The sequence below is a fragment of the Roseburia amylophila genome (assembly GCF_025567465.1).
Classification (GTDB): Bacteria; Bacillota; Clostridia; order Lachnospirales; family Lachnospiraceae; genus Roseburia_C; species Roseburia_C amylophila.
Genome location: NZ_JAOQKI010000002.1, coordinates 152250 through 178401 on the forward strand (window position 1 = coordinate 152250; position 26152 = coordinate 178401).

Below are 26152 nucleotides of genomic sequence, written 5' to 3' on the forward strand. Positions count from 1 at the left end.
TTCCTATCTTCTTTATTCTTATTAATATTTATATAACTGATTCATATAATCATTTAAAATACTATAACCATATCCTTTTTCTGTAGCCCAACCAAATCCAGATGGATTTTCTGATATACCAAGCCATTCGATGTATGGAGCTGTACCAGAGCGGTTTGCTGCAAACCAGGAGCTGTAACGTTTATCTACAACAGGATTCGCAAAGGTTGGATTCTTTACTGCATACGCTTTTAAATGCTGCACATGCGCCCGGATTCCTTCTCTTACATTCTGATAAGAATCTCCATTCGTGCTTGCATCTGTTACACCCATTCCTGCGAAATTAAACTGATCAATTTTTACCTGTCCGGTAAATTTTAAGAAACCAGTCTCCTTCATTGCCTGGGTGAATGCCAATGCCGGATCCACTCCTTCTGCCGTTGCTTCATCATAATAAACCTGGCAAAAGCTTCTGATATCAGGAACATTGGCATTTCCGTAGTATGCCGGATAAGAAGCTTTGGCATTATAATAATTTACCATCTGATTTACTGTTGTAGTTGATTTTGTTATTACAGAATGATATATCTGTGATTCTGCATTTCTGCCCTCTGCCTTACCATTCTGGATATAATGCATATAATATGGCTTTAAATCATTGCCAAACGCTTGCTGCAAATCCATGTAATTGTTTTTATATATCTGAACGTTAAACTTCTTGCTTGCCTGACGTCCCTCTTTCATTCCATTATTTACAAAATGGGCTAAAAGGTCAATGTCATCTCCCTTGAAAGCAGATTTCAAATCACTGTATTTACTGTTGTAATAGTTGTAATCATATACCGCAGAATAATCCGTTCCATTGTAAATTGTTACCGGATTCTGAAGTACCTTGACACCGGCAGCAGTCCGCCTTTCTTTTTTGCCACTATTCATATAATGAAAATAATAACTCTTTAAGTCCTTACCAAATGCCAGTCTTAAATCCTGATACTGATTCCGGTAAGAGAAAACATCAAAATCAGCCTTTGCCTGACGTCCCTCAGCCATCCCACAGTTTACAAAATGGGCAAGCAATCCTACTTCATCATTTGTATATATTCTTGCTAAATCACTATATTTTTTGATATAAAAATTGTAATCATATACCGCAGAATAATCTACTCCATTATATGTTGTTATTGGATTCTGAATAGATTTCACACCTGTAGCTTTTCTTCCTTCTGCTTTACCATTACTAATATAATGCATATAATAGCTCTTTAAATTATTTCCAAAAGCTACTCTCAAATCCTGATATTGATTACGATAAGAGAAAACATCAAAGCTGTCTTTGGCCTGACGGCCTTCACTCATTCCACAATTCACAAAATGAGCAAGTAATCCTATATCATCATTCGTATATATCTTCGCCAAATCGCTATGCTTTTTCAGATAATAATTATAATCGTATACGGCAGAATAATCTATTCCATTGTACGTCGTTATCGGCTTTTGTAATGTATTTACACCTGTGGCTTTTCTGCCTTCTGACTTTCCACTACTAATATAGTGCATATAATAACTCTTTAAATTATTACCAAATGCTGCCCTCAAATCAGGGTACAGATTCTTATATGAATATACATCAAACTGGGAACTTCCCTGGCGTCCTTCTGCCATACCATATTGTATAAAATGCTGTAATAATGCACTGTCATCATTGCCAAATGCTGTCTTTAAATCAGGATAGCGGTCTGCATAATATGCAGCATCAAATACTGCTGAATATTCTTCCGGTTTCTCTTTCTTTAACCCAAAATACTGTGCAATTCCGGTTGCATCTGCCACACCAAGTTTTTTTAATCCTTCATCATTGGAAAGAAAGTTAGCAGCATCTGAAGAATTAGACATAAAAGCATGCTCTACAATAATTCCAGGGATACCATATTCCTTACAGTGTCTGATTACTGCATAATAATCTGCTGCCGAACCATCCGGATATTTATCCTCATTTGCATTTCTTATCTGTGTCCCTCTGCCTTTTAATCCGAGGCTGGTCAACTGTTCTAATATACAGGATGCTGCAGAGCCACCCACCTGACTGGTCCATGGGTTATAATTCTGGTTCGGATACCAGATTTCTGCACCGGATGCACTGGATGCACTGGAATAATTATTATGTAGAGAGACAAAAAGATTTGCTCCCATATCTCTTGCTATATCAGCTCTCCGCTGGAGGCAGGATTTATTATCTCCCCCACCATTCGGGCAGGAGGCAGAATCTCTCGTCATATATACAGTCACACCATAGTATTCTTCCAGTTCCGCTTTACAATACTGTGCAATTTTCAGATTCAGCTGTGCTTCCACGAATCCATTTGCAGAACTTCCGCCATGGGTTCCATCGTGCCCCGGGTCTAAGACAACAACCACATTTCCATTATAACGTGCTGTGCTTATTCCGGATTCTGCTGCTTCTGCTTTCTGGGTTGCAATGGCATCTGCAATCGAATCTTCTGATGTCTGATTGCCATTTTCATCAAAGCTTACTACATCCATATCTACATCTGTGGTCGCTTCATCTACTACTTCTGCATCCGGATTGGTCTCTACTTCTGTATTGACACCAAACCTAACGTCCATTCCTGCATCAGATAAATTAATCTGATATTCCTGAGCATCTTTCTCATAAATGATAGCATCCAGTGCATATTCACCGGTACGGCTCTCATCTGCAAAAGTCTCTGAAAATCTGAGACCGTTTCCATCTGTCTCTGTAGCTGCCATCTCATAAGCTGCTCCATCAGATACTCTGTGATACAGTAATCTGCCACCACCAATAGCTAAATCTTCATTTCCGATATTGGCAACTACATTCTGTGTACCGCCAACTGCTATGTACGCATTATCTAATACCAGATAATTCAGTAAATCTTCTGCTGCCAATATATCTGCTGTCACTGCATTTTGTGTGTCCGCACTCTGTGTTTCTATTTCTGACTTTCCGGCAGTTTCTGTTCCATCAGCAGTTTCTTCTGTAGCGGTTGTTCCTTCTACTGCCTCTGTCGTTTCCTGCTCAGTGTCTGTAATACTCTCTTGTCCGGTAAGGGCTGTGTCTATTACTGTTTCCTCATTGCTCTGCTCTTCTGGCGTTACAGTATCCTGTGTTTCCTGCGTTTGTGCTGCATACAGATATTCTGTAGGCAGGCTGGTAAGAATTGTTACTGCTGCCAGCAAAAGGGCTGCTTTTCTGCTCCATTTCTTTTTCATTTTATCTTTGCTCCTTTGCTGCTTTACTACTTGTTTCTTTTTACTAACTATCTATTTTAACACTTTATCTGATTATGGCAACCACTTTTCCCAGGAAAGACTGCCTGCCGGCTGGCTTGCTGCTGATGGAAAATACCGTCTGATACAGTCGGCAATAATCTGCTGTTTCTTTGGAATCGGATAGTCTGCCCTTATCATATAGTCCTTCTTATAGGCACGGAACATATAATCTGTGAATGTTTCTGCCCGGTCTTCCCTTCCATTGGTCTTGGCATAAGCAGAAATATAATATTGTTCTTCACACCCTCTGTTATAGTCCGATGTGGTATAATCACTATTTGTACTGTTCACTTCTGCATCCGGTCTAATTGCTTCCGTTGCTTTTAATGGTGATTCATACTGCTGTGTGGAAGCATTCCATGATTTTGCTTCTATATAATATTCAATCAGATGCATCATTTCATGATTAAAGGTTCTATCAGACAGTAAAAAGGACTGGGATGTATTTAGTGCAATAAACATCTGATCTCCATACTCCCTGCTTGTCACTCCTGCAAAAGAACCTCCGCCGGCATCTAGATTATGTACCAGCTTTATGGTTACCGTAGTAATATCCTGCATGTCTGTAAAAAAACCTTTCGGATATCTTGCCATCTGTTCATCCACCATTGTAATCCAGGTAAGCGTTGTCTCCGGGTCTGTCTCTCCGGAACAATAAGTATCCGTCCAATAGAAACCTGCCGAATCTCCAGTCAGGACTGTCACGCCATAATCGTTACTGATTTTTGCAACCTTTGCTTTAATCTTATCCTCCGTTGTTGCCGGCTCTTCCGGTTCCGGATTTGGTTCTGGCTTCGGCGGTGTACCAATCTTCGTTACTGCATTTCTGCCTTCCTTTTTACCACAATCTATGTAATGAAGATAATAGTTCTTATTATCATTGCCAAATGCAGCTCTTAAATCACTGTAATTGCTCTTATATACATTCAGTATAAATTCGCTGCTTGCCTGTCTGCCCTCTGCCATTCCGCATTCCACGAAATGGCGGATTGCTGCGCTGTCGTCTCCGGCAAATGCTTTCTTTAAATCACTGTATTTTGAAATATAATAATCATAGTTATATACGGCTGCATAATCTTTTCCATTATATGCTGTGACAGGGTTCTGCAATGAAGTGACACCGGTTGTCTTTCTTCCTTCCCTCTTACCACAATTCATATAATGCAGATAATAGCTTTTCCAATCATTTCCAAATGCCTGTCTCAAATCTGCATACGCATTCCGGTATGATGCTACATCAAAATTCTGTGATCCCCGGCGTCCCTCTGTCATTCCATAATTCACAAAATGTGCCAGAGTACTGATGTCATCATCTGGAAATGCCCTTGCGACATCCGGATTCCTGCTGATATAGTAATTGTAATTATATACAGATGAATAATTTACGCCATTATATACTGTAACCGGATTCTGCAAGATTGTAACACCGGCTGCCTTTCTGCCTTCTCTCTTACCATAATTCATATAATGCAGATAATAACTCTTTAAATCATTTCCAAATGCCTGTCGTAAATCTGCATAAGCATTCCGATAAGACTTTACATTAAATTCCGCACTTGCCTGACGGCCTTCTGACATTCCGTAATTTAAGAAATGTTGAAAAAGTGCATTTTCATCATTTCCAAATGCTATTTTTAAATCCTTATTATTCTTTGCATAATAGGACGCATCAAAAACAGGTGCATACGCACTTTTCTTCAACTGATAATTGACTTTATCCAGATTGATTTTCTGTTCTGTATCTGTCAGCCTCTCTGTACTGATTGCCAAAGTCTCACAATCTTTCTGCCCCGCATAGAAATGTTCTGCATTTCCACCCGTCCATATTGTTACCACTGCCAGCCCCAAGGCAAGCTGTCGTCTCCATGTTTTTCTCATAAGTATTTTCTCCATATTTTTCTGTTTGCATAACTGTTTGTATTGTAACACGATATGAATCTACTTTAAAGAATTACTACTTGTCATTATGAAAATCTTAAGAATTTTGTCACAAAATGGGAAAAAGCTGCTACACCGTCAAATTTCATCTGCCTGTGCAACAGCCTTTCTTATCTGCATTCCAATCTATGCAGCTTTTCTTCCTTCATTTTTACCATAGTTTATATAATGGATATAATACTGTTTCAAATCATCGCCAAATGCGGCTTTTAAGTCTCCGTTTTTCTCACGGTAGGTCAACACATTAAATGCTTCACAACTACGACGGCCTTCCTTCATGCCATAATTCACGAAATGTGACAATACAGCCAGATCATCATTTCCAAATGCTGCCTTGATATCCGGATTTGCACTCAGATAATAATTAAAGTCATATACTGCACTGTAATCAACTCCATTGTATACGGTAATCGCATCAATGCTTGTTACTTTTCCAGTTGCCTGACGACCCTCTGCTTTACCGGAACTCATATAATGGTAATAATAAGCTGCCAAATCATAGCCAAATGCACTTCTCAAATCTTTATAGCGCATACGATAAGAATTCACATCGAATTTACTGCTTGCCTGGCGACCTTCCTTCATACCATAATTCACAAAATGAGCAATCGCAGCAAGGTCATCCCCGCCAACAGCTTTCTTCACATCTGTATTCTTGTTCAGATAATCACTCATATTATAAACAGCGGAATAATCTACTCCATTGTATACAGTTGTTCCCTGAATAGACTTAGTTCCAGTTCCTTTCCGGCCTTCCGCCTTGCCATTCTGTATATAATGAAGATAATAAGCACTCCAGTTTGTACCAAACGCACTCCGTAAATCAGCATATCGATTGTAATAAGAATTCACATCAAAGTTCATATTTCCCTGACGTTTTTCATTCATGCCGCATGTCATAAAATGAGCCAGTGTACTGATATCATCATTTGGAAACGCCTTTGCAATATCTGGATACTTCTTAATATAATAGCTGTAATTATATACTGCGGAATAGTCTACTCCATTATATACGGAGACACCATCCGTAATCGCCACATCACCAGTCGCCTTACGTCCTTCTGCTTTACCATTTGATATGTAATGCAAATAATAAGAGCGTAAATTATTGCCAAATGCCATCCTTAAATCCTTATACCTGTTCTTATAAGAGATTACATTAAAGCTTGATTTTCCCTGACGTCCTTCTGCCATTCCGCAGTTAATAAAATGCATAAATGCCTGATTCTCATCTGCACCGAAAGCTGCTTTAATATCCGGGTAGGTTTTCAAATAATAATCCACATCAAATACTGACGAATAATCCACTCCCTGATAGTTATAGTCTCTATCTGTAATTACTTTGTCATTCTCACAGACCGGAACACTATAGCTGCTCCACCAGCTTTCTGCTTCATGTGACCACTTGCCATATTCATCACTGAAATTATCGGATACATTAAAACACCAATAACTATAGACAGTTCCGGTTGTATCATCTTTATCATCATCCCAGGTACAGTCCACTACATACCATCTGCCATATAATTTTACTTTGTTCCACTCATGACTGCTGCTGGTAACGCATACCGTCTGAATACCAACTGCATTGCAAAGCATTTCAAAGGTTTCCGCATAACCGGCACATACTGCTTTACCTTCTAACAGAACTCCGGCACTGCTCTGATGATAGCTTCCCTCCTCAGAGTACCAGCAATTCTGCATAATAATGTCATGTGCTTCCTGCTCCATATCAAGAATTGTCGCTTTGCTCTTAATCGATGCTACCCATGTATCCAATTTAACCTTAATTTTACTAGTAATATTTTCCCTTTCAATACCATTTGCGAAATCATCATATACACATAATGATATTGCCCGAATATGTTTTCCATCTGCAGTAGTCCTACACATTATTGCTTCATTTGCAAAATAAAACTGCGGATTAGACATCTGGACAATCTGAGCAATTCTTTTTGCCGTATCATCATCAAGATTTCCAATCGAAACGAATCCTGAACAATAAGACGCTTGAATATAATCTGCATCTGCTGTACCTGTAAGAAATGCCATATTTACATTATAAAGTGCATCGTAAAATTTCTTTTCTTCACTAGTCATCTCACCATAATAATAGTTTGATCCATACAATGACCAATAAGATGCATCTGCTGTATTATACTGTGCACTATATAACATGGGCTTATCTATATCAACATCACCTGTATCTTCAACATAGATAAACTCTGGTTGTTCATAACCACATTTCCGTTCTGTCGAAGCAGAACTATTATCTGTTTCTTCTGCCCCAACCGCCATATCCGGCATCATGGTTACTGCCATAAATAATGCCAGTAACAAGGCAATTAATCTGTTTCCTACTTTTTTCTTCATTGGTGCCCTCCTTAATTTTTTATTTGTTTACACATTTATATAATCCCATGTTACTTGTTTTGATGACTTTTTTCAACACAATGCTCGCTCTAATATCTTTTTAAGATGCAGTTTCATATTTTCCATCAAACGCCCCGCCTGGTACATCTTTCTCAGATTATGTGCCTTGCGTAACTTTTTCTCCGTTGAATCTGCAAAAGAACGAATCTGTCCATCGACAATCTGCATATAGCAGTTCGGTCTTAACAAATCCTTCTTCATAAATTAATAAAGCCTCTTCTCTTTTGATTGGCAGTTACCATATTATCCATCTTCCTGTTTTCTTTGAATCCTCATGCATAATTATATTTCGCTCCTGTAAAGACTTCATAATCCGTTGCACCTGTGATCTTGAAATACCAGTTAATTCAACGATGTCTTTCTGTTTTATAGCAGGATTATTCTTTATCAGATTTACTATAACTAATTCGTTTTTATTTAAAGCCTCATTTAAAGCCTCACTTAAAGCCTCACTTGATACATTTTTATTCATTCCTGATGTAACATCTGTTTTTTCAAATCCACTGCGGATATAAATAATAGTATTTAGATAATTTCTATCATTATCCATTTCAAATTCTGGCTCAGGGGAACCATTTTGCCTTAATTCCCGTATTATTTTAGAAATTCCGGTTCCCTTTTTCTCAGACAAATCAATTTCTTTAAATAATTCTCCAATTCTTCTGTTCCGGTACTTTCTGCCCCTGATTTTTCCAGCCTCAAACTTTTCAAGATTAATCCATTTTGCAAGTCCGGGATAATTAATAATCTGTATACTATCTACATAAATACGAATTTCTACTGGTTCAGGTTCACGGTAAGACTTATGGAACACTGCATTTACTAATGCTTCTTCCAATGCATTATAAGGATAATTATAAAAACGCTCTGCCTCTGCTTTCCCCTTAATCTTAACTACTTTTTCCTCTATCACTGTTGTATTTATATAATCTAACGCATCCTGAATCTGTTTCCAAATAGGTCCCGTAAATGTTTTTTCTATAAAATCATCGGAAGCCTCTGCCTCTTCCGTATTGAATCGAATTAATTCTATCTGTGCTCCAGGAATTAATTTTTCTGGATGTTCTGCAAACATCAATACGCCTATATTTCTAATATCAAGCTCTGTGTCTGTTTCATCTGCGACTTCCTGTGCAAGTAATAAATCTTCTAAAGAACTGTTATTCAGTCCATTTATCAGACTACTATTACTTTTTCTAATAAAATCCTCCATATATCCTCGTCTAATATCATCTATTCTTGCTTTCCGATTTATCCGGTCATCATATGGAACGGAATTAAATTTGTCAAAAAGTTCAGAAACCTCATCCTGTTTTGCGTCCGTTGTTAATGAAGCTGGGCGAATCCAATATTTCATGGTCTTATCAATCTTTTCCCCTTTCACTCCATAGACCGTATGAGGCGCCTGATATGGTCCACTGTCACCCGCCGGGCACCATAGATATACTAAAAATGTCCCTGTTTTTTTATAATCAATTATCTCCATTCTTGGAATATACCTTGGAACTATCATATTACAATATTGAAATATTTCCTGCTGAATTATATCAAGATTTTCCTTTGGTAGTCCTTCCAATGGAAATACCGGCATCCCATCCTTTTCCTTTACTCCAATTACAATATAACCACCATTCGTATTATCATAATCATTTGCAAATGCACAGATTGAATGAATAATAGCATTTGGATTCCACCCAGTCTTATATTCAACGCGGTCATGCTCTACAACACGCCCTTCTAGTAATGTTTCTATTTTTAATGGAATCATTTAGCCTCCTCCCTTTCTATCGCGCTTTTGTTATGAAACAATTATGTATGTTGTTACCTCTTTAAACCACATTATTTATCATTATAATATTCTGAAAGTATAATTTCTAAATCGCCCCTCATTTTCTTTGCAACCGTTTTATAACTATTCAACCAACTTTTAATCTCAGGAAGAATCCATCCTGTAACTAAAATAAATAACAAAACTATTACTATCATACCGCCCAATATCAGCAAACTTTCTTTTTTATTCACCATGCTAAATATAATAGAGCCTGATGTTATTACTAATGGGCATATCATCAAATTAAAAATGTCTATAAATTTATTCCAACCATTATTTGTTTCAATTTGTTCGTAATCCCTACATTGTTCAATAATTGCCTGCAAAGATTCTTTATTTTTAATTTGAGCTTCATCTAATGTCTTTTTTAATTGCATAAGAATTTTTTCATGATAATCTTTAGGCGTAATTATTTTTTTAGGAATACTTTCAGATTTGAATATCATTACAATAATCGAACAAAACGCTAACAAATACATAATGTTCATACCTATCATACAATTAGAAACCGACAATATTGTTCCTATGATCAAAACTGCAATAGAAAAAACAATTAAAAATGTCATCCATCTGGGATTTTTGCTATACTTTTCTTTTTTTATTAAATCATAGTAATATATTAACAATTGCATAAACATTTTACACTATCCCCATTCTTACTACATCCATTTAGTTATAAAGTAAAAGACTCAAACCATATCAGCAACTACATATGATGCCTCTTTCATCTGAATCAACCAGAACTATAATAATACGACCAATACTACATTATTTCCATAATATAATTTTTTAATTTCAGAATTTTCTATTCTTGCACTATTCCTTCTCTAATTATCCTAACATTTCATCCTTCAAAATCGTATCCTCTGCCACATCCACCTTCAGCGTGCGTCCAATAATTTCTTCCATCCGCTCCGGAGAAATTCCGGTTCCCGGTCTCTTGAAGGTCAACATTTCTCTTGTGATTACGGTTCCTTTTGCAATATCGCAGGTTGTTACCAGAGAACGTCTTGCATTCTTTCTGGCAGTCTGCTCTGTCTCTAAGCAGCATAAATCACCTTTGCCACGAATGGTATCAATAAATTCAATTCCTGAAAGAATCTTTCTTGCATCCTCCGGATCCATAGCATGATAGTGATCATTTCCTTTTAAGGTCTTGTCCAGTGTAAAATGCTTCTCTATCACTACCGCGCCCAGATTGTACGCTGTTTTGATTACATCTGCGCAGGCATCCGGTTTTGTATGGTCTGAATATCCGATAATCAGATCCTTATACTTTTCTTTCAGGCTTGCTATCTTATTTAAGTTAGCATGCTCATACGGAGTCGGATACTCCAGCACACAATGCAGAATGCAAAGCGGCTGGTTATTTACCTTACGGACAGTTGCTATCATGCGGTCAATCTCATCCTCATTGGCTGCACCTACGGAAATGAGCATTGGTTTCTTTTTCTTTGCCTGATATTCCACAAACGGAAGATTATTCATATCAGAAGAAGATACTTTGTATACCTCCATCATCTTATCGAGATAATCTGCTGATTCAATATCAAATGCAGTGGATAAAAATTCAATGCCAATTTCATCACTGTAATCCTTCAGCTCCTGATATTCTTTTTCGCCAAACTGGTCAAATTTCTGAAACAACTCATGCTGGGATGTTGTGGTCTCTTCCGTGGTATCCCAGTAAGATGGAGAATCCTTTGCTGCCAGCGTATCAGCTTTATAGGTCTGGAATTTTACTGCATGGATTCCGGCATCCTTGGCTTTCTTGATCATTAACTTTGCAGCTTCCATATTGGAAATGTTCATTTTCTTTGCAATGTCATAATAATTTACACCAATCTCTGCAATCAGTACTGCTTTATGTGTCAGAGCACGTTCGATAATTTTACTCATATTCATTTCTCCTTTACTTCTCTGACTTTTTATATTCTGTCAGTTTCTTTGACAATGTGATACATGGCTTTTCCACGCCCCAATGGAGAATTGCCGCCAGTAAAATACTTGTAACCAATACAATAATCACTTTTTTCGTCCATCCCATTTCCGTAGTATTTAACCGCATTAAGATTGGGAAATGAATGAGGTACAGCGGAAAGCTGATTTCTCCAATCCATTGCAGGATGCGGCTCTTATTAAGCCATGCTTTCCATATTTTCCCTTTTACGATTCCAAGAATAATAAGGCACCACAATCCCCCCATCAGCAGATATTTATTCTGCAGATAAGCAGATGGCTCTATTCCCCACAACTTCTGCCGGAACCACGGTGTAAGGGAAAATAATATTACTACCAGTGCCAATACAATTACATCTGCTCCTATGCTGTTTTCCTTCCAGTTATTCCAGAAGTCCCAGATAATTGCAAGAAGCATTCCCATTAAAAATACCGGAACATACCACCGCAGTTGCGTGGAATTTTCTGTGTATGTGGTAAACGGAAATACTACTGACAGTGCAATTCCAATTCCTGCGATTATTGCAAACAGCCATTTTTTATTCCTTATCATCTGCTGCAACAGCCAGAACAGCGGTGCAATCAGGAAAAATTTCATAATAACCGGCATATACCAGAAATGTCCGAATCCATCTACCAGCAACAAATGCCGCAACAGTTCCTTTCCATCCGGAATAAATCCCAGTCCCATGGAAATCAGCAGAACTGCCAGATATGGTATCATAATCCGGATGATTTTCTTGCCATAATAGCCCATAAGATTCCGCCCCTTCAAAGCCTGCTGCCTCTGGCAGAGCGGATACAGAAACCAGAATCCACTGAAAATCATAAACAACCAGACACCTATTTTGCCGCAGCCGTTAAAATACATTCCATAATTTGTCGAGCTTGCGCCAAGATGTGCTGCCAGTACGAAGAGGCAGCCTATTCCACGCAGGCTCGAAAGCCATGCTATGTTCTTCTGCATATTTGTTCTCCAATTAGTCTCACTTTGGTCTCAATGGTCTCATTTTTAGTCTCAATGGTCTCACTCTTGCTACCAAAATCTATTCTTCGTCCTCCAAAATTAATCCGATTACCCTCTTAATACCGGATTTCAAGTCATGACGCATCATCAGGCTTTGCATTTCCTTTCGAATCTGTGGTGTATCAACCAGCCAGCGGAAGGTTGTCTCAATGGTTTCATCTGCCACATTGATTCCAAGTCCAAGATTTAAGAAACCATTGTTCATCTGTGCAAAGGTGTGCTTCATCTCACGCTCATTCTGAGCCATAACCACTGCCGGTACGCCTATGGTGGCAAGCTCATAGACGGTTCTGCCCTGAGAAGTAAATGCCAGGTCTGCCTTGCCAAAAAGGTCGCTGATGTGTTTTAAATTCTGCTCTACATAGATGCCTGCTATTTCATCTGTCTCAATCTGATTTGCTTTCTGGTCATACCCTACGCCCAGTGCAAAATGGAATTTAATCTCAGGATAATCCTTATGAATCCGCTTTGCCATCTCATAGATTCTCTTGGTAAAGTTCGAAGGGTCTGTTCCACCGAAGATAACCACTATATTCTGCACCTGTTCATGAAATACGGATGGTGTGGCACAGAAAAATTCATCCCGAAGACATACATAATTGGATCCCCAGTAATAATTATCTCCTCTGGTATGATCTTCATACAGAGCATTAATCACTACATCTGCATAATCGGCTCCCTCGCCGAGATCTTCTATGGTTACGACACGTTTCACATATTTCTTTAATTCTTTGATGTAATCTGCTTCTGTATTAAGGCAGTCATTTACTACTACGTCCGGCTTCCATTCCTGCACGAATTCCATGAATTCTTCGTCACTCTTAATGGTATGTACCGGCATATTTGCTTCCTGCAGTTTCTTCAGTCCCGGTTCATGCTGCTCTTTTGTCACAAAGAGAATCTCCTGTCCGGTCAGATTATATGCCAGTGTCAGGCAGTGATAAATGTGTCCCATTCCAAGCTCTTTGTATCCATCTGCCCGAAGAATAATCCGTTTCTTTTTCAGTTCATACTCACACAATACCCAGTCGGAAGCAGCATCAATATCCACTGCCTCACGCTCCGGCATCTCATAGACAGAAACCTTCTTTCCAATGCGGCTGTTTACCTCCATACATTCTCTTCTTGTAATCAGAAATGCACCTGTCTCAAGATAGTTCGGCGGTAACTGCTGACGGTTCAGACGTTTCTCATAATTCGGTACATAACAGCCATCTTTCTTCGTCCAGGATAAATGCGGCTTATTTACCACACTGATATAAGTATCATCGGAAGAAGCCAAAAAGCTTTCCAAAGCCTTATCCAAGGTATCAGAAGAAAGTAACGGTGATGTTACCTGTAAGGTAATTACCACATCATACTGAATCCCTTTCTTCTTTTCCATAGTGCAGACTGCATCATAGATAACCGGGTCTAATGTCACGGCATCCTTTGCCAGTTCACTGTCTCTGGTCATGGTCTCTACACCATAAGAAGAAGCTATTTTCAAAATCTCTTCATCATCAGATGAAACTACAACATCATCAATGCTTGGACAATTCTTTGCATTATGAATTGCATAATAAATAAGTGGTTTTCCATTCATCAAACGGACATTTTTCCGTGGTATTCCTTTTGAGCCGCCACGAGCCGGTATTACTGCCAAGACCATTATCTTATCCTCTCTGTTGTTATTGTTATACTTCTGATTATTGTTCAATCGCTGGGATTAAATAATCACTTCCTATTATAATATTTGGGTCTTCCTGTTCAAATGTCCCATATATATGAAAATTAATCCTTTCATTTTCCTTATATTTTTTCAACTTTACATTAACTTGAAACTGTCCATCTCCATGATCCACAAAATTATACCATATTGGCTCCTCATTACCTTTCCAGACTGCCACAGATAGGTCATGATACCCTTCCGTTACATTTGAGACTGTTACTTCTGCCATGTGTGTTTTCTGCTTATAGTCTATATTCAATTGAGCATCACATTCTTTCTTCGAATATTTTCCTCCCATATTTTGATAATTTTCCGCTAAACTTTCATCGTTAAAGCAAACAATAAATTGATTGTCTTCTAACACAACATATTTATGTATAATATATTTTTCTGGAATAGCGGCATCAAATATAATCACTCCACTTTCCGTTATATTATCGCAGGTTGTTGAATTAAATGTTATATCTCCATCTTTTAACATCTTTATCATATGAGAATCTTCTCCCACATAAAACATGTCAACATCCACTTTTTCATTGATATCATAGCAAGTATTAATTACTTCATCATATTCTTTCATTGGTGTTATATATTTATAATCAAACAACACCTGACCACATATTATCAATATAATGCATAAAATAATTAAATAACATTCCTTCTTTTTAAATATCTTTCCCAAAAGAATCCCGATGCCAACATTTATGAAAGGGATAATATAATAACCATTTACAACCAAAAAAGCAACCGCACAAATCGCCAAAACTGTAGCAATTATCCAACTCCATTTCTTATTCTTTATAAACTTGAAACAGCAATACCAAATTGCAAACGCTGAACAATATATAAGAGACATTTTCAAGCTGTAATTTTTACAATTAATATATGGCAAGCAAACCGTAATTACTGCTATAAACAGATTGACTGTTCTGCCTAGGTCACTGCATACCTTGTCATATAAAAAATACACAATTACAATTTGTAGTATCATCATCAATGATAATATAAATATTCTCGAAATATCTTTATTAATGACAAAAGAATTATACGTATGTAATCCCAATAATAACCCAATAAGTATTACTCCAACATATGTCATCCTCTTCTGCCAAAGTGTTTCCTCATTAAAATTCACACTATTATAATTTGTCATTCTTTCAATTGCCGGTAATTTTGCCATCCATGTAAATATCTTGTCTGAATATATATACATCAATACTGATATTACTGTCAAAATATCTACTGCCAGCGAGCTATTCAGCATTTTTGCGCCATGTCTATATTCGCAATCATACATTATATCAATAACGCTAATGATTTCCATGCCAAAACATGCCACCATAAATGTAAACGAAAAATCAAATTTTCTTCTTTTTTCATTGGATATATAAAGCCAAAATAGCAATGAAACAACAAATAATATTATCAATATTTTCACATTACATACGCAAGCTGTTATCGTCCATATACATCCTCTTATTATTTTATTTTCTGCATAATTTATTTTATATGTATCAAATGCATACATTACATAATCCACAATTACAATAGCTGACATTAGATACATTAACAGGTCCAATGAAACACATATATATATATTTCTATATACTAATGAACTGACAAAGTATACTGATACAAGAACAGACAATATTTTTATAATATAGTCTGCACTATTCACAACTTTTTCCCTCATATCATATTTCCTTCCTTACAAACTTACTTTTTTATTTCGTACTTGAACCCTTTTTTATAACGAACATAACTATCCAAAAAAATGTTCCTCCAACATCAAGCACCAACAATGGTATACTGGCAAATGCAGTTCTTGAATCATATAGGTTTCTGTCTCTGGAACTTTTACTACCACATCCGAAACACTTGCAAGTTCTCCACCTTTTGCCCCCGTAAGTCCAACAATCTTAATTCCCAATGCTCTTGCAACAACAGTTGCACTTATAATATTTTTACTATTCCCTGATGTAGAAATTCCAAGAAAAACATCCCCTTCTCTTCCATATCCGAATAATTGCTGTGCAAATACACCAAGTCCATCCACATCATTAATATACGCAGTAGTAAGTGCTTCATGTGCAACAAGTGGAATAGCCATCAGACCACATTCCAGATTTTCAGCTAAAGATGGTCCTCTCTCTGAATCCACCTCACAAAGTTTCTTGGCAAATTCTGCTGATACTTTTCGCGGAGTTTTAAAACGTTTCATAAGCTCTCCCGCAATATGTTCTGAATCAGCAGCCGAGCCACCATTGCCTGCAATCAAAAGCTTATGGTTATTTTCATAAGCCTCCTCCATAACTAAATAACCATCTATTATATCCTGCCTGCACAACTCTAAAACAGGATATCGCTGTATCAACAAATCAATATGTTTCCCTAATTTTTTTTCTAAATGTCTCATATTTCTCCTTCATAAAATTCTAATTAAGAATTTTCGTAATTACCTCAAGCAAAGATTCACCTGTTATATCAGCTTCTATCAGCTTATTTTCACGTTTTATATATCCAGTCTTACACCTAGCATTTTTTCCAGCCAATACATCATTTTCTCCATCACCAATCATCCATGATTTTGACAAATCAACATTAAAATCAGTTGCTGCCTTCCACAACATCCCAGGTTTTGGTTTTCTGCAATCACATTCAAACTTCAACTCTGGTATTTCACCATCATATCCCTTGTCTGGATGATGTGGGCAATAGTAAATTGCATCTATATATGCACCTTTCTCTCCTAAAAGTGTTTCCATCTTATTATGAATCTCTTCCAGTTCTCCATAAGACACTTCGCCTCGTGCAATTACCGGTTGATTAGTCACTACAATAGCCAGATAACCTGATGCATTAATTTTTTTGATTGCTTCTATCACGCCTGGCAACAATTCAAATTCATCAATATTTCTCAAAAATCCTACATATTTATTTATCGTACCATCCCGATCCAAAAAAATAGCCTTCTGCTTATTTGACAAATTTTTTGCCTGAACAATTCCTTTTTCATAATCTTTGCATACACCATAATACCTTTCTGGTGTCCCCATATCTTTTACATATTCCGGGCTATCGTATACATACATCTTTCCTGTTCCAGATAATGGTTTCAAAATCTGACGATCAAGGTCAACTTTTCCAATGGGTACGATTGCCATCTTATCACTATGCACTCCTGCATCTGAGGCAACCATCTTCTCATCATCTGCCAGTAATTTCAAATATTCATCTATAGCCCTATTCGCAATAACATGTAAGCCCGCATTCACTCTATTCTGATACCACCTAGGTCTCTTATCCTCTTTTGCCAACCATTTGTCCACCTGTTCGTTGCGATTAACAATAATAAGTCCACTATCATAAGGATGTGCATTCGGATGAGTAAATAAAGTCACTTCAGCCTTCTTTTCTCTGTGAAATGTTACCATTCTATTAAAATCAACGTCAAATATAGCATCTGCATTTAATAGTAAAAACGAATCATCTCCAGATTCTTCTATTTCCTGTCTCAACCGGAATAATGCCCCAGCATTGCCCAGCGGCTCTTTTTCAAAGTAATAACTAATATGCACTCCCAGCTGACTTCCATCCTTGAAGTAATCCATAATTACTTCTCCCATATGACTCACAGTAAGGATAATATCTGTAAATCCCTGATTTCTAAGACAGACTATTTCTCTCTCCAATACCGGCACTCCACATATTGGAATCATTGGTTTTGGTATATCTTGGGCAATAGCTGAAATACGAGTTCCTCTACCACCTGCCATTATGATTGCTAACATTTATTCTTTTCTCCTAATAAATATTTCCACTTGGTATAACAATAGTATTACCTTCGTTAGCATAAATCACTTGTCCATTAATGCATGAACTTAAAGGTGCTACTAAAAACAATGCTAACTCCGCAATTTCTTCACATGTAATTAATCTTCCACCTAATGCAGGAAATGATAATTCGTCACCTGTTGTCCTTCCCGCAATCTTTGTAGCAACTCCACCTGGGGCAATTGCATTCGAACGAATTCCATATTTCCCTAATTCTACTGCAAGCCCCTCTGTATATTGCATAATTATATTTTTCGAAAAACCATATGGATTTGTGCCTGCTACTTTTCCTGTCTCAGACGAAATATTTAATATAACTCCTTTGATTTTTTCTTCTATAAAATAATTAGCCACTCTGTTTGTAGCGAAATATGGTCCTCTGATATTGGTCGACATTATCTCATCCCAATCCCGTAACCTGCATGAACTGTAATTAACATCCCTATATATTCCGGCATTATTAATCCAAATATCAACTTGTCCCAATTCATTAAGTACTTGTTTGAATTTTTCTTCTATAACTGTGCAATCGGATATATCCCAATTCAAAACGCTGACTTTATCTCTATCCACTGCATCTGCAAAGTTATGTAATTTTACCTCATCTCTCCCTGTTATCAAAACTCTTGCCCCTTGACTAATACACTTGCGGGCAATAGCTGCTCCAATCCCTTCAGAACCACCAGTAATAACCACGCATTTATCTCTTAGCAAATTTCCACTTTGAGTTGTTGAAATATCTACATAAACCTTTTTACCAAACATTTTTTTTAAAGTACGGCTAATTTTATTCATGGCTGGTCTCCTTCCCAATATCCATTTTTATATAAATCATTCTCTAATTTTTCCATAAAAACTCGTCTTCCAGTCTCAGATAACCAATCAACTCCATTCCAAAACAAATTATTATCATCTTGAAATGTATCATCCAGTCTATAATCTAAATGTAAAACATTATTTTTTTCTGCTATATCCTGAAAATTCGAATAGTAAAAATTTTGTAAAAATTTTTCAGAAAACATTTCGTTCATCTGCCGTGCCATAGGACCAGTCACAAAAACAAGTTTCCATCCCTGTGCTTTACATTTGTCCACCAATCTTTCTAATAACTTTCGATTATATTCAAAGCATGGTATTAAATGAGTTGTATCTGCATCTGTCAAATTCTCTAATTGAAACTGTTTCTTCCAGACATCACAATGTTCCTGTGCTATTTTTTTCAATCTTTCTTCAGATACAACACATTTTTGATATGACCATTCTGAGTCAATTTTTCTATTTACAATACTATATATTGCTTTTTTCCCTGCATACAAAATTGGATATTTTACCGCAATTATATACTTGAGAAGCGAATATTTTTCTATTCTATCTTTGGGCAGTTCATAATAATACTTTGCAATTTGATTCAATGATGTATAATTTTTTAAAGCAAATAAACCAATAGGAAAAAAAGCAACCACAATTGTATCTCGTGGAATATGCTTCGAATAATTTTCCAGTAACTGAATATCATAATATAAAGATTGTGGTGCACGGGCCAGACTAACTCCCTCATTTTTAAAGTACTGAAATGCAAATCTGGCATGTACACTTCCCAAATTAACCATTTTGATTTTGTCGGACCAATATATTTTTCTCACAGGACGATTTTCAAATTCAACTAAATTTTGATAATAAAACGAATTCTTATATCTATAATTCAATAAAATAAATACCATTATTATCAAACATAATATTCCTAAAACTATCATTTATTTACTTCCTTCATCTATATGGATTTTAATGCCTTTTTTTCCTCATCAGAACTTACCATATAAGCAAGTGCTATATATAACACTGTATAAATTATTCCCCATATAATCATTTCAAACTTATTTGTAATACCAATTCTATTAGAAATAACATATAATACTATGCTCATACATACCATTGAAGCAACAATTGGCACAATATTTTGGAAATATCTTTTTACATCCAAGCCAATCGTTTTCTTGAGATATGGGACTATAAACACACACATTCCTATAACATACGCTGCTGTTGTAGAATAGGCTGCACCTTTTATTCCTAATGGTTTAACTAATACATATGTTGCCACAACATTAGCCAAAAATATCACAAACTCACACACCAAAAAATATGTCTGTTTATTTATAGCTCTTAAAATCAAGTGTCCGCTTCCCATTAATGAGCTAAATATTGTTCCTACCATCACTATCATGCTAGTAGTCCATGCCAATTCATACCTAGAATCAAGCCAGATATCTGTTACAAAAAACTTCCCTACCACTAAATATCCACCCAGTATATAGAACGCAATAAATGCTTGTAACCGGCTTATCTTTATCATCACTTCTGTAGATTTTTCTTTCGGGTTGTTCTCACTAAATTTCATAACTATCTTTGGGAATATCATTGTACTAATAATTTGTGTCATACTGTTAAAAGCTGCTGAAATAATGGCTCCTGATGAAAAAATAGAAACCATTGATGCATTTAATCGCATACCAATTATTATTGAATCGGTATTCCATATCAGCTGTTCAATTATAAGATTAAAAAAAAACAATAGTGAATATGAAAAGAATTTTTTAGGAGAAATAGGCATATTTTTATTTAGATTGCAAAAGCCAATTTTCATTTTCCCTTTACAAATCGCATATAAAAAGTTTGCACCAAATGTAAATATTGATACATACAAATCTATATACGCTATAAGTGTAGCCGACTTTCCTTTGTTTATCAACGAAAATATCAATGCTACCCTCAACAGATATTTCAACAAATCCACTGTTTTTACATATGTATATTTCTCATATACAAACAGATAAGACATATATATATCTGTTAGAATTGAAAAAACAGCGCTAATTAACAATATAATAAAAATATTTCTAGCGAGCTGCAAATCTCTCGTTGATAAGCTGCTGGAAAAAAAATTAGGGATAAAACGGAATATCAGACATCCAACTAAAACAGCAAATAATCCCGCCACAAAATTCAATGCTGTTGAAAATGAAACTAATGCTTTTGCTGCATCTCCTTTATCTTCACCCTTCGCTCTCAATTCTGACAAAAAACGTATCAATGTGTTTCCTACGCCAAAATTTAAAATAATCAAATATGCCGCTAACGACACTATAATTTTATATATTCCATAATCATTATCGCCAAATATTTTTATCAAATAAGGCGTTACAACAACTGTACTGATCATTTGCACAAAAACTGTAGCATAGTTAATGACTGTTCCATATACTATCTGTTTATTCTTCATTTTTTCCACAACCTTTATAGCCATTAATTTTATTTGCCAATACCGTTGGTAAGTAATATTTTACCTTTTTCTTCCATGACAAGGTTTTCTTAATTGCTCTTTTTAATCCTTCTTTCTTATACGTAATCAAGAAGATTTTATCTGCTTCATCTCTTACCCTTGGTTCAGTCAAACGCTTATTGTATTTTTCAACCTTTGAATATTCTACTTTTTCTAGATAAACCTGCTCTTTAACAAGTTTTAGCAATGCCTTCCCCTTAGCTGTATTTATGCATAATATTGATGTTCCTTTAGCATTATAGTATGGTTCTTGTGGTGATACGCCATGATAATCTCCTAACGTAATGTCCGAAAATCTATTTTTTCCTCGTACATAACAAGAAAAACAAGATTCTCTTTGCATATAATGGACTGCTATCCCCAAATCAGTTTCATAAAATGCCCTGACATATCTCTTCTTATTATCAAATCTAATATCGCTCCATTGTGGTATCCAATTTATCCCCGCCGGCAATCTTAAATTAATAGATTTTACAGAAGACTTGTATTTTTTTTCTAAATTTTCTATATAGTTTTCTAGAACTGAAGGTGCTGTTGGTCCCTGACACACAAGATCAATCTTATACAAAATGTCATATTCTTTTCCCAAAAATGTTGATAAAGCTGCAACTTCACAAGGACAACCCACAAATAATACAGGAGTCTCTCTTTCTAAACATTCTTTTATTCTTTTATATATCAGGTTCTTCCTGCTTTGCACATACTTCGAGCGTTGCATCCTTTCTAGAAGTTCTTCTCCGCCCAATTCATGATGAACTCCCTTAAAATCTTCATCCCAAATAACGGCACATACCTTTCCATTGGGATACATTTTCATGAATTCATCTGCAAAAATTCTAAATAACCCACCTGAAGAACTACTATATACTATCTGTTTCTTTTTTGAGTATCCTGCATAAGTTTCAATTTCATTTATGTTATTCTCCTGCTTATCTTTTGCCCTATGGCATACACTAGTACATTTTCCACATGCAATACATTTCTTATAATTTGTATATGGATAGAAAAAACCACTTTCATCTTTTCGCATCTCCATAGCTCCAACAGGGCATATATTCGCACATGCTTCACATCCAGTGCATTCTATTTTTTTTATATAATTAAAAGTAAATGCTTCTTCCAAAATACACCTTCCTTATGATTATGCTTAATTAAAATGCCAATGCGGTTTTCCTGACAAAACATATGTCAAATTTCTTGTCCTATCAGATATTTTTTTTGCCGGTACTCCTCCGTATATGCCATATGGTTCACAGTTTTTACAGACTAATGCCTTTGCTGCTATTACAGCTCCTTCTCCTATTTTTACCCCTGGCAATATGGTAGAATCCGAACACACCCATGCCCGTTCACCAATTACAACTTCACCTCTATGTTCAGGTGTAACTGCAAAGCTTGGGCTATTGACATCATGCTCTTGCGTCCAAATATGTACATTCATGCCTAAAACAACATTGTCTTCTATTATAATTCCTGATCTTCCATCAATTATGCAGTTGCCCGCAATGATGCAATTTCCCATGTGCACATTCCACGGAGAACGAATCTCACATCCTGCACTTATGACAGTTTTTTTGTCTATATCCATGCAAAAAACTCTTTTATATAATATCTTTCTAATTCTATTACTCGGATATTTACTCATGCGCATCTGACAATACCGCATCCATCCATAAAAATAATGATCCGCATTTTTATAAAAAGTTTTTAATGCATTCACAAGTTTTCTTTCTTTCAAAGAAGACTTGCTATTTTCTATTTTTTCTGTTTTTTGATTAGAATTTTTAGTTTTTTGTTTTACCATGCTATCTATTTTTCGTTCTATTCTGCAATAAACCGATAAAAACAAAATGTTTAATAGATATATTAACAAAACAGCTATTATTATCTTTAATATTATATTCATATATTTTCCAATGCCTCACTTAAATACTTTTCAGATTCAATTTTTCTTTTTTTTATGTTTTCATTTATTATTGAATAATCAAGAGTCTCAGTGTGTAAATATCTATCAATACTACCTTTTTTATAATAACTCATTTGTATTCCTAAAAATTCCAGTAATCCATTATTCTTATTTAATTTGTCTTCTCTCGATATTAAAACAACTTTCTTTTTATTTTTCAAAGCAAAAACTAAGCCATGGTACGAATCCGTAATAACAACTTCACAATTACGAAAACACGTTATCCACTCTTGCTCGGTTGCTGCTGGCAAATTAATATTTGCCCATCTATATTCTCTTGCAAGAGAAACAATTTCATATTCATGTTTATTTGCATAATCAATTATTTCGTCTGCATAATCAGCGATTGAATCAAATGAATATAATACAATACTTTTTTCCCCTAGCTTTGTTTTACATGTAATTTCATTAAATTCCCATAAAAATGTAGGATCCAATACAACAGTAACTTCTTGATGTTCATTATTTTCAATAAATTTTTTTGTAACTACATCTCTAGCGGAATAATTTTTAAATTTTTGAAACCACATTATCTGTTCATCTGATAACACATAATCAACTGATAAAGCTCCTGTACTTGGAGCATAATAAATCAATGCAGTTTTATCTATATCTTTTCCTATATATATGTCATCATAAAAAGGATGTTTGCAATTTAAAATCTCATCGCTTCCTGCTATCACTAAATCTAAATCCAAACCATCTACTTCTTTTCCGTCTTTCACCTCTATTTGATTAGGAATATTTTTTATCCAATTATTAAATGCTTTCATTCTTTTTATTGATTGCATAATATGCTTTGGATGCCTCTGCCAATTTGGTTCTACCCTCAATGCAATTTTTATATTTTTTACAAAATAATATTTGGGTTTAAACATTAATACTGTAATATTGTGTCCTTTTTCCTTCAAATAATTTGTCATCGCATACAGTTGTGCCTGTGCACCATAATTCAATCCACCTGCATATGTTAAAATTCCTATATTCATTTATCCTTCCTCTATCTGTGCTATTATCATATTTATATCTTTATGTACCTTATATGTATCTGTATAAAGATATTCATTTGTATCTAATTTAACGCAATATAACTTTTTATCCAAAAAAGTAGTTAAATCTTCGTTAGAAAATACTATTTTTACTTCATTATCATCCTCATAGTTCTCTTCATATCGCTTAACTTGTATTTCCGGAATAATTAATTGTATATAGTATTCTAATTTATATACTTTATTTGAATGTACATAAATCTTGCCGAAATTATCCAAATATGTTCTTAATGTTTCATTTTCGCTATATGCCACAAATTTATCAGTATATTCTTGTGTTGTTTCAGAAATATTTCCCCTGAAAAATATACACTGATACAGCTGTTGATAAAAAAGCATGCTGACTATTAATGTAAAATAAATATAAATACTGTTCGATTTTTTACAAACCATTATCAAAATAATACTTATCAGCAAGCTTATCTTAAATGCTAAAGAATAAGAAATCACTTTGCCCATTGAAAATGCTTCAAACAATTTTCCAACATCAAATTCTTCTATTCCATTTATATCAAAAGTTCTTAAAAATACCACTCTAAATAATAAATATAAAATTAATGCAAGCAATATAGCTTTTGTAAGTAATTTTTTTGTGTCATCTTCTTTCATGTATACATATAATGATATAACCATTGGCGGTAAAAAATTAATATAATACCTTAAATAGAAAAAAAATCTTCCATCATTGTAAACATCACCTTGCATTAAATTTATTCCATGCCAGCAATTTATAACTCCCATTGCCAAAATACTAACGCCCAGCCCGATCATGCAAAACATACTAACAACATTCGCCATTTCCTCTGTGTTTTTTCTTTTTCTTTTTTTCAAGAAAAAGAAAAAACACACAATCGAAGCTGCAAAACCAAAACCAGTAAAAATTAAGATTGCATATGCATTAGTAGCGGATACGGTTAATATTCCTTTTAAAGTATCTCGTATTCCAAACGTTTTAATCGTCAGAATAAAATTTTTTACTAATCCCGCATTACCACTCTGACCGATTGCTGCCGAAGCCAATTCATTAAGAGCTTGTTCATTTCTATACAGTTGCATTCCAACATATCGGTTAATTTTCCATGCAATAAGCAGAAAAGCACTACCAATAATAATTGCTCGATAATCAAGAAAACTTTTCTTCTTTTTTAAAGACAAAAAAAATACAACCACCAAGATTGAAGGTAAATAAATCAATGTCCTTGCATGGCAGATACAACAATATGAAAATACGCCTATCAATATAAGAGAATATTTTAAATTGCTTCCATATTTATAAATTTTTAGGATAAAATAAATAAATAACCATGTGCTAAGTGTTAATATGGCTTCGTTACAGAAAATATCAGCAGTAGCATTTGAAAAAAAAGAACCCGCTAATGAAACCACAGCTATTTCAAGTTCATTATCATATTCAAAAATTTTTTTCAAGATTAACCAACAAACGACCGACTGTAACGCCAGTATGAAAGCCAATACAGTTCTTGCAAGATTATATATAATTTTCCCATTTGTTATAAAATAAAATAATGGTGCTAAATACCAGGCGCTGCCGCATCCATATTTTGTGCCAAATTTTGTAACTAAATAGCTCCAGTCATATCCTGCCAGTTTTGCGGCTGATGCTAAAGAAATCACCTCATCTGGTCCTGATGTTGGAGTCTTAACAATAAAAATCGGAATTAAATGTAATAAAAAGCTCAGAATTAATATCATTAAAACTCCACTATATTTTTTTTCTTTAACTTTTAAGCCATTTATTATCTTCATCCTCTC

The 26152-nt window shown here is 35.3% G+C and carries 19 protein-coding genes; all 19 read right to left on the reverse strand.

Features of this window, described 5'->3' with window-relative positions; translation table 11 throughout:
• Positions 1–21: 21 nt before the first annotated feature.
• Complete coding sequence (locus OCV43_RS02100) at positions 22–3231, reverse strand: N-acetylmuramoyl-L-alanine amidase (protein ID WP_262623293.1); 3210 nt, start codon at positions 3229–3231, stop codon at positions 22–24.
• Positions 3232–3303: 72 nt separating this feature from the next.
• Positions 3304–5169 carry a hypothetical protein gene (locus OCV43_RS02105; RefSeq protein ID WP_262623294.1) on the reverse strand — a complete coding sequence of 622 codons (1866 nt, stop codon included), beginning with the start codon at positions 5167–5169 and terminating at the stop codon, positions 3304–3306.
• Positions 5170–5355: 186 nt separating this feature from the next.
• The gene (locus OCV43_RS02110) at positions 5356–7602 is read right to left on the reverse strand and encodes a transglutaminase domain-containing protein (RefSeq protein WP_262623295.1); all 2247 of its coding nucleotides are present in this window, start codon (positions 7600–7602) and stop codon (positions 5356–5358) included.
• Between the two features lie 72 nt (positions 7603–7674).
• Positions 7675–7863 (reverse strand): hypothetical protein, encoded by a 189-nt coding sequence (locus OCV43_RS02115; RefSeq protein WP_262623296.1) that lies wholly within the window; start codon positions 7861–7863, stop codon positions 7675–7677.
• Between the two features lie 34 nt (positions 7864–7897).
• On the reverse strand, positions 7898–9430 hold the full coding sequence (locus OCV43_RS02120) for an ATP-binding protein (RefSeq protein WP_262623297.1): 1533 nt from the start codon (positions 9428–9430) through the stop codon (positions 7898–7900).
• A gap of 71 nt (positions 9431–9501) precedes the next feature.
• On the reverse strand, positions 9502–10131 hold the full coding sequence (locus OCV43_RS02125) for a hypothetical protein (protein WP_262623298.1): 630 nt from the start codon (positions 10129–10131) through the stop codon (positions 9502–9504).
• A 193-nt stretch (positions 10132–10324) separates the two neighbouring features.
• A complete protein-coding gene (locus tag OCV43_RS02130) occupies positions 10325–11392 on the reverse strand; it encodes an N-acetylneuraminate synthase family protein (protein WP_262623299.1) in 1068 nt (355 codons plus the stop codon).
• Between the two features lie 13 nt (positions 11393–11405).
• On the reverse strand, positions 11406–12419 hold the full coding sequence (locus OCV43_RS02135) for an acyltransferase family protein (protein WP_262623300.1): 1014 nt from the start codon (positions 12417–12419) through the stop codon (positions 11406–11408).
• Between the two features lie 79 nt (positions 12420–12498).
• Positions 12499–14130 carry a cytidylyltransferase domain-containing protein gene (locus OCV43_RS02140; RefSeq protein ID WP_262623301.1) on the reverse strand — a complete coding sequence of 544 codons (1632 nt, stop codon included), beginning with the start codon at positions 14128–14130 and terminating at the stop codon, positions 12499–12501.
• Between the two features lie 37 nt (positions 14131–14167).
• Positions 14168–15883 (reverse strand): hypothetical protein, encoded by a 1716-nt coding sequence (locus OCV43_RS02145; RefSeq protein ID WP_227700537.1) that lies wholly within the window; start codon positions 15881–15883, stop codon positions 14168–14170.
• A 69-nt stretch (positions 15884–15952) separates the two neighbouring features.
• Complete coding sequence (locus OCV43_RS02150) at positions 15953–16606, reverse strand: D-sedoheptulose-7-phosphate isomerase (protein ID WP_118056486.1); 654 nt, start codon at positions 16604–16606, stop codon at positions 15953–15955.
• 19 nt (positions 16607–16625) lie between these two features.
• Positions 16626–17981: a D-glycero-beta-D-manno-heptose 1,7-bisphosphate 7-phosphatase gene (gene gmhB, locus OCV43_RS02155; protein ID WP_227700536.1), complete on the reverse strand. Its 1356-nt coding sequence runs from the start codon at positions 17979–17981 to the stop codon at positions 16626–16628.
• A 13-nt stretch (positions 17982–17994) separates the two neighbouring features.
• Positions 17995–18819, reverse strand: a complete 825-nt coding sequence (locus tag OCV43_RS02160; protein WP_227700535.1) for an SDR family NAD(P)-dependent oxidoreductase — start codon at positions 18817–18819, stop codon at positions 17995–17997.
• A complete protein-coding gene (locus OCV43_RS02165; RefSeq protein ID WP_227700534.1) occupies positions 18816–19778 on the reverse strand; it encodes a hypothetical protein in 963 nt (320 codons plus the stop codon). Before OCV43_RS02165 ends, OCV43_RS02160 begins: the two co-directional genes overlap by 4 nt.
• Before the next feature lie 17 nt (positions 19779–19795).
• Positions 19796–21304 carry an oligosaccharide flippase family protein gene (locus tag OCV43_RS02170; protein ID WP_262623302.1) on the reverse strand — a complete coding sequence of 503 codons (1509 nt, stop codon included), beginning with the start codon at positions 21302–21304 and terminating at the stop codon, positions 19796–19798.
• On the reverse strand, positions 21294–22487 hold the full coding sequence (locus OCV43_RS02175) for a Coenzyme F420 hydrogenase/dehydrogenase, beta subunit C-terminal domain (protein WP_262623303.1): 1194 nt from the start codon (positions 22485–22487) through the stop codon (positions 21294–21296). Before OCV43_RS02175 ends, OCV43_RS02170 begins: the two co-directional genes overlap by 11 nt.
• 24 nt (positions 22488–22511) lie before the next feature.
• Positions 22512–23270: an acyltransferase gene (locus OCV43_RS02180; protein WP_262623304.1), complete on the reverse strand. Its 759-nt coding sequence runs from the start codon at positions 23268–23270 to the stop codon at positions 22512–22514.
• Positions 23267–24319 (reverse strand): polysaccharide pyruvyl transferase family protein, encoded by a 1053-nt coding sequence (locus OCV43_RS02185; RefSeq protein ID WP_262623305.1) that lies wholly within the window; start codon positions 24317–24319, stop codon positions 23267–23269. Before OCV43_RS02185 ends, OCV43_RS02180 begins: the two co-directional genes overlap by 4 nt.
• Positions 24320–26146, reverse strand: a complete 1827-nt coding sequence (locus tag OCV43_RS02190; RefSeq protein WP_262623306.1) for a hypothetical protein — start codon at positions 26144–26146, stop codon at positions 24320–24322.
• Positions 26147–26152 lie beyond the last annotated feature (6 nt).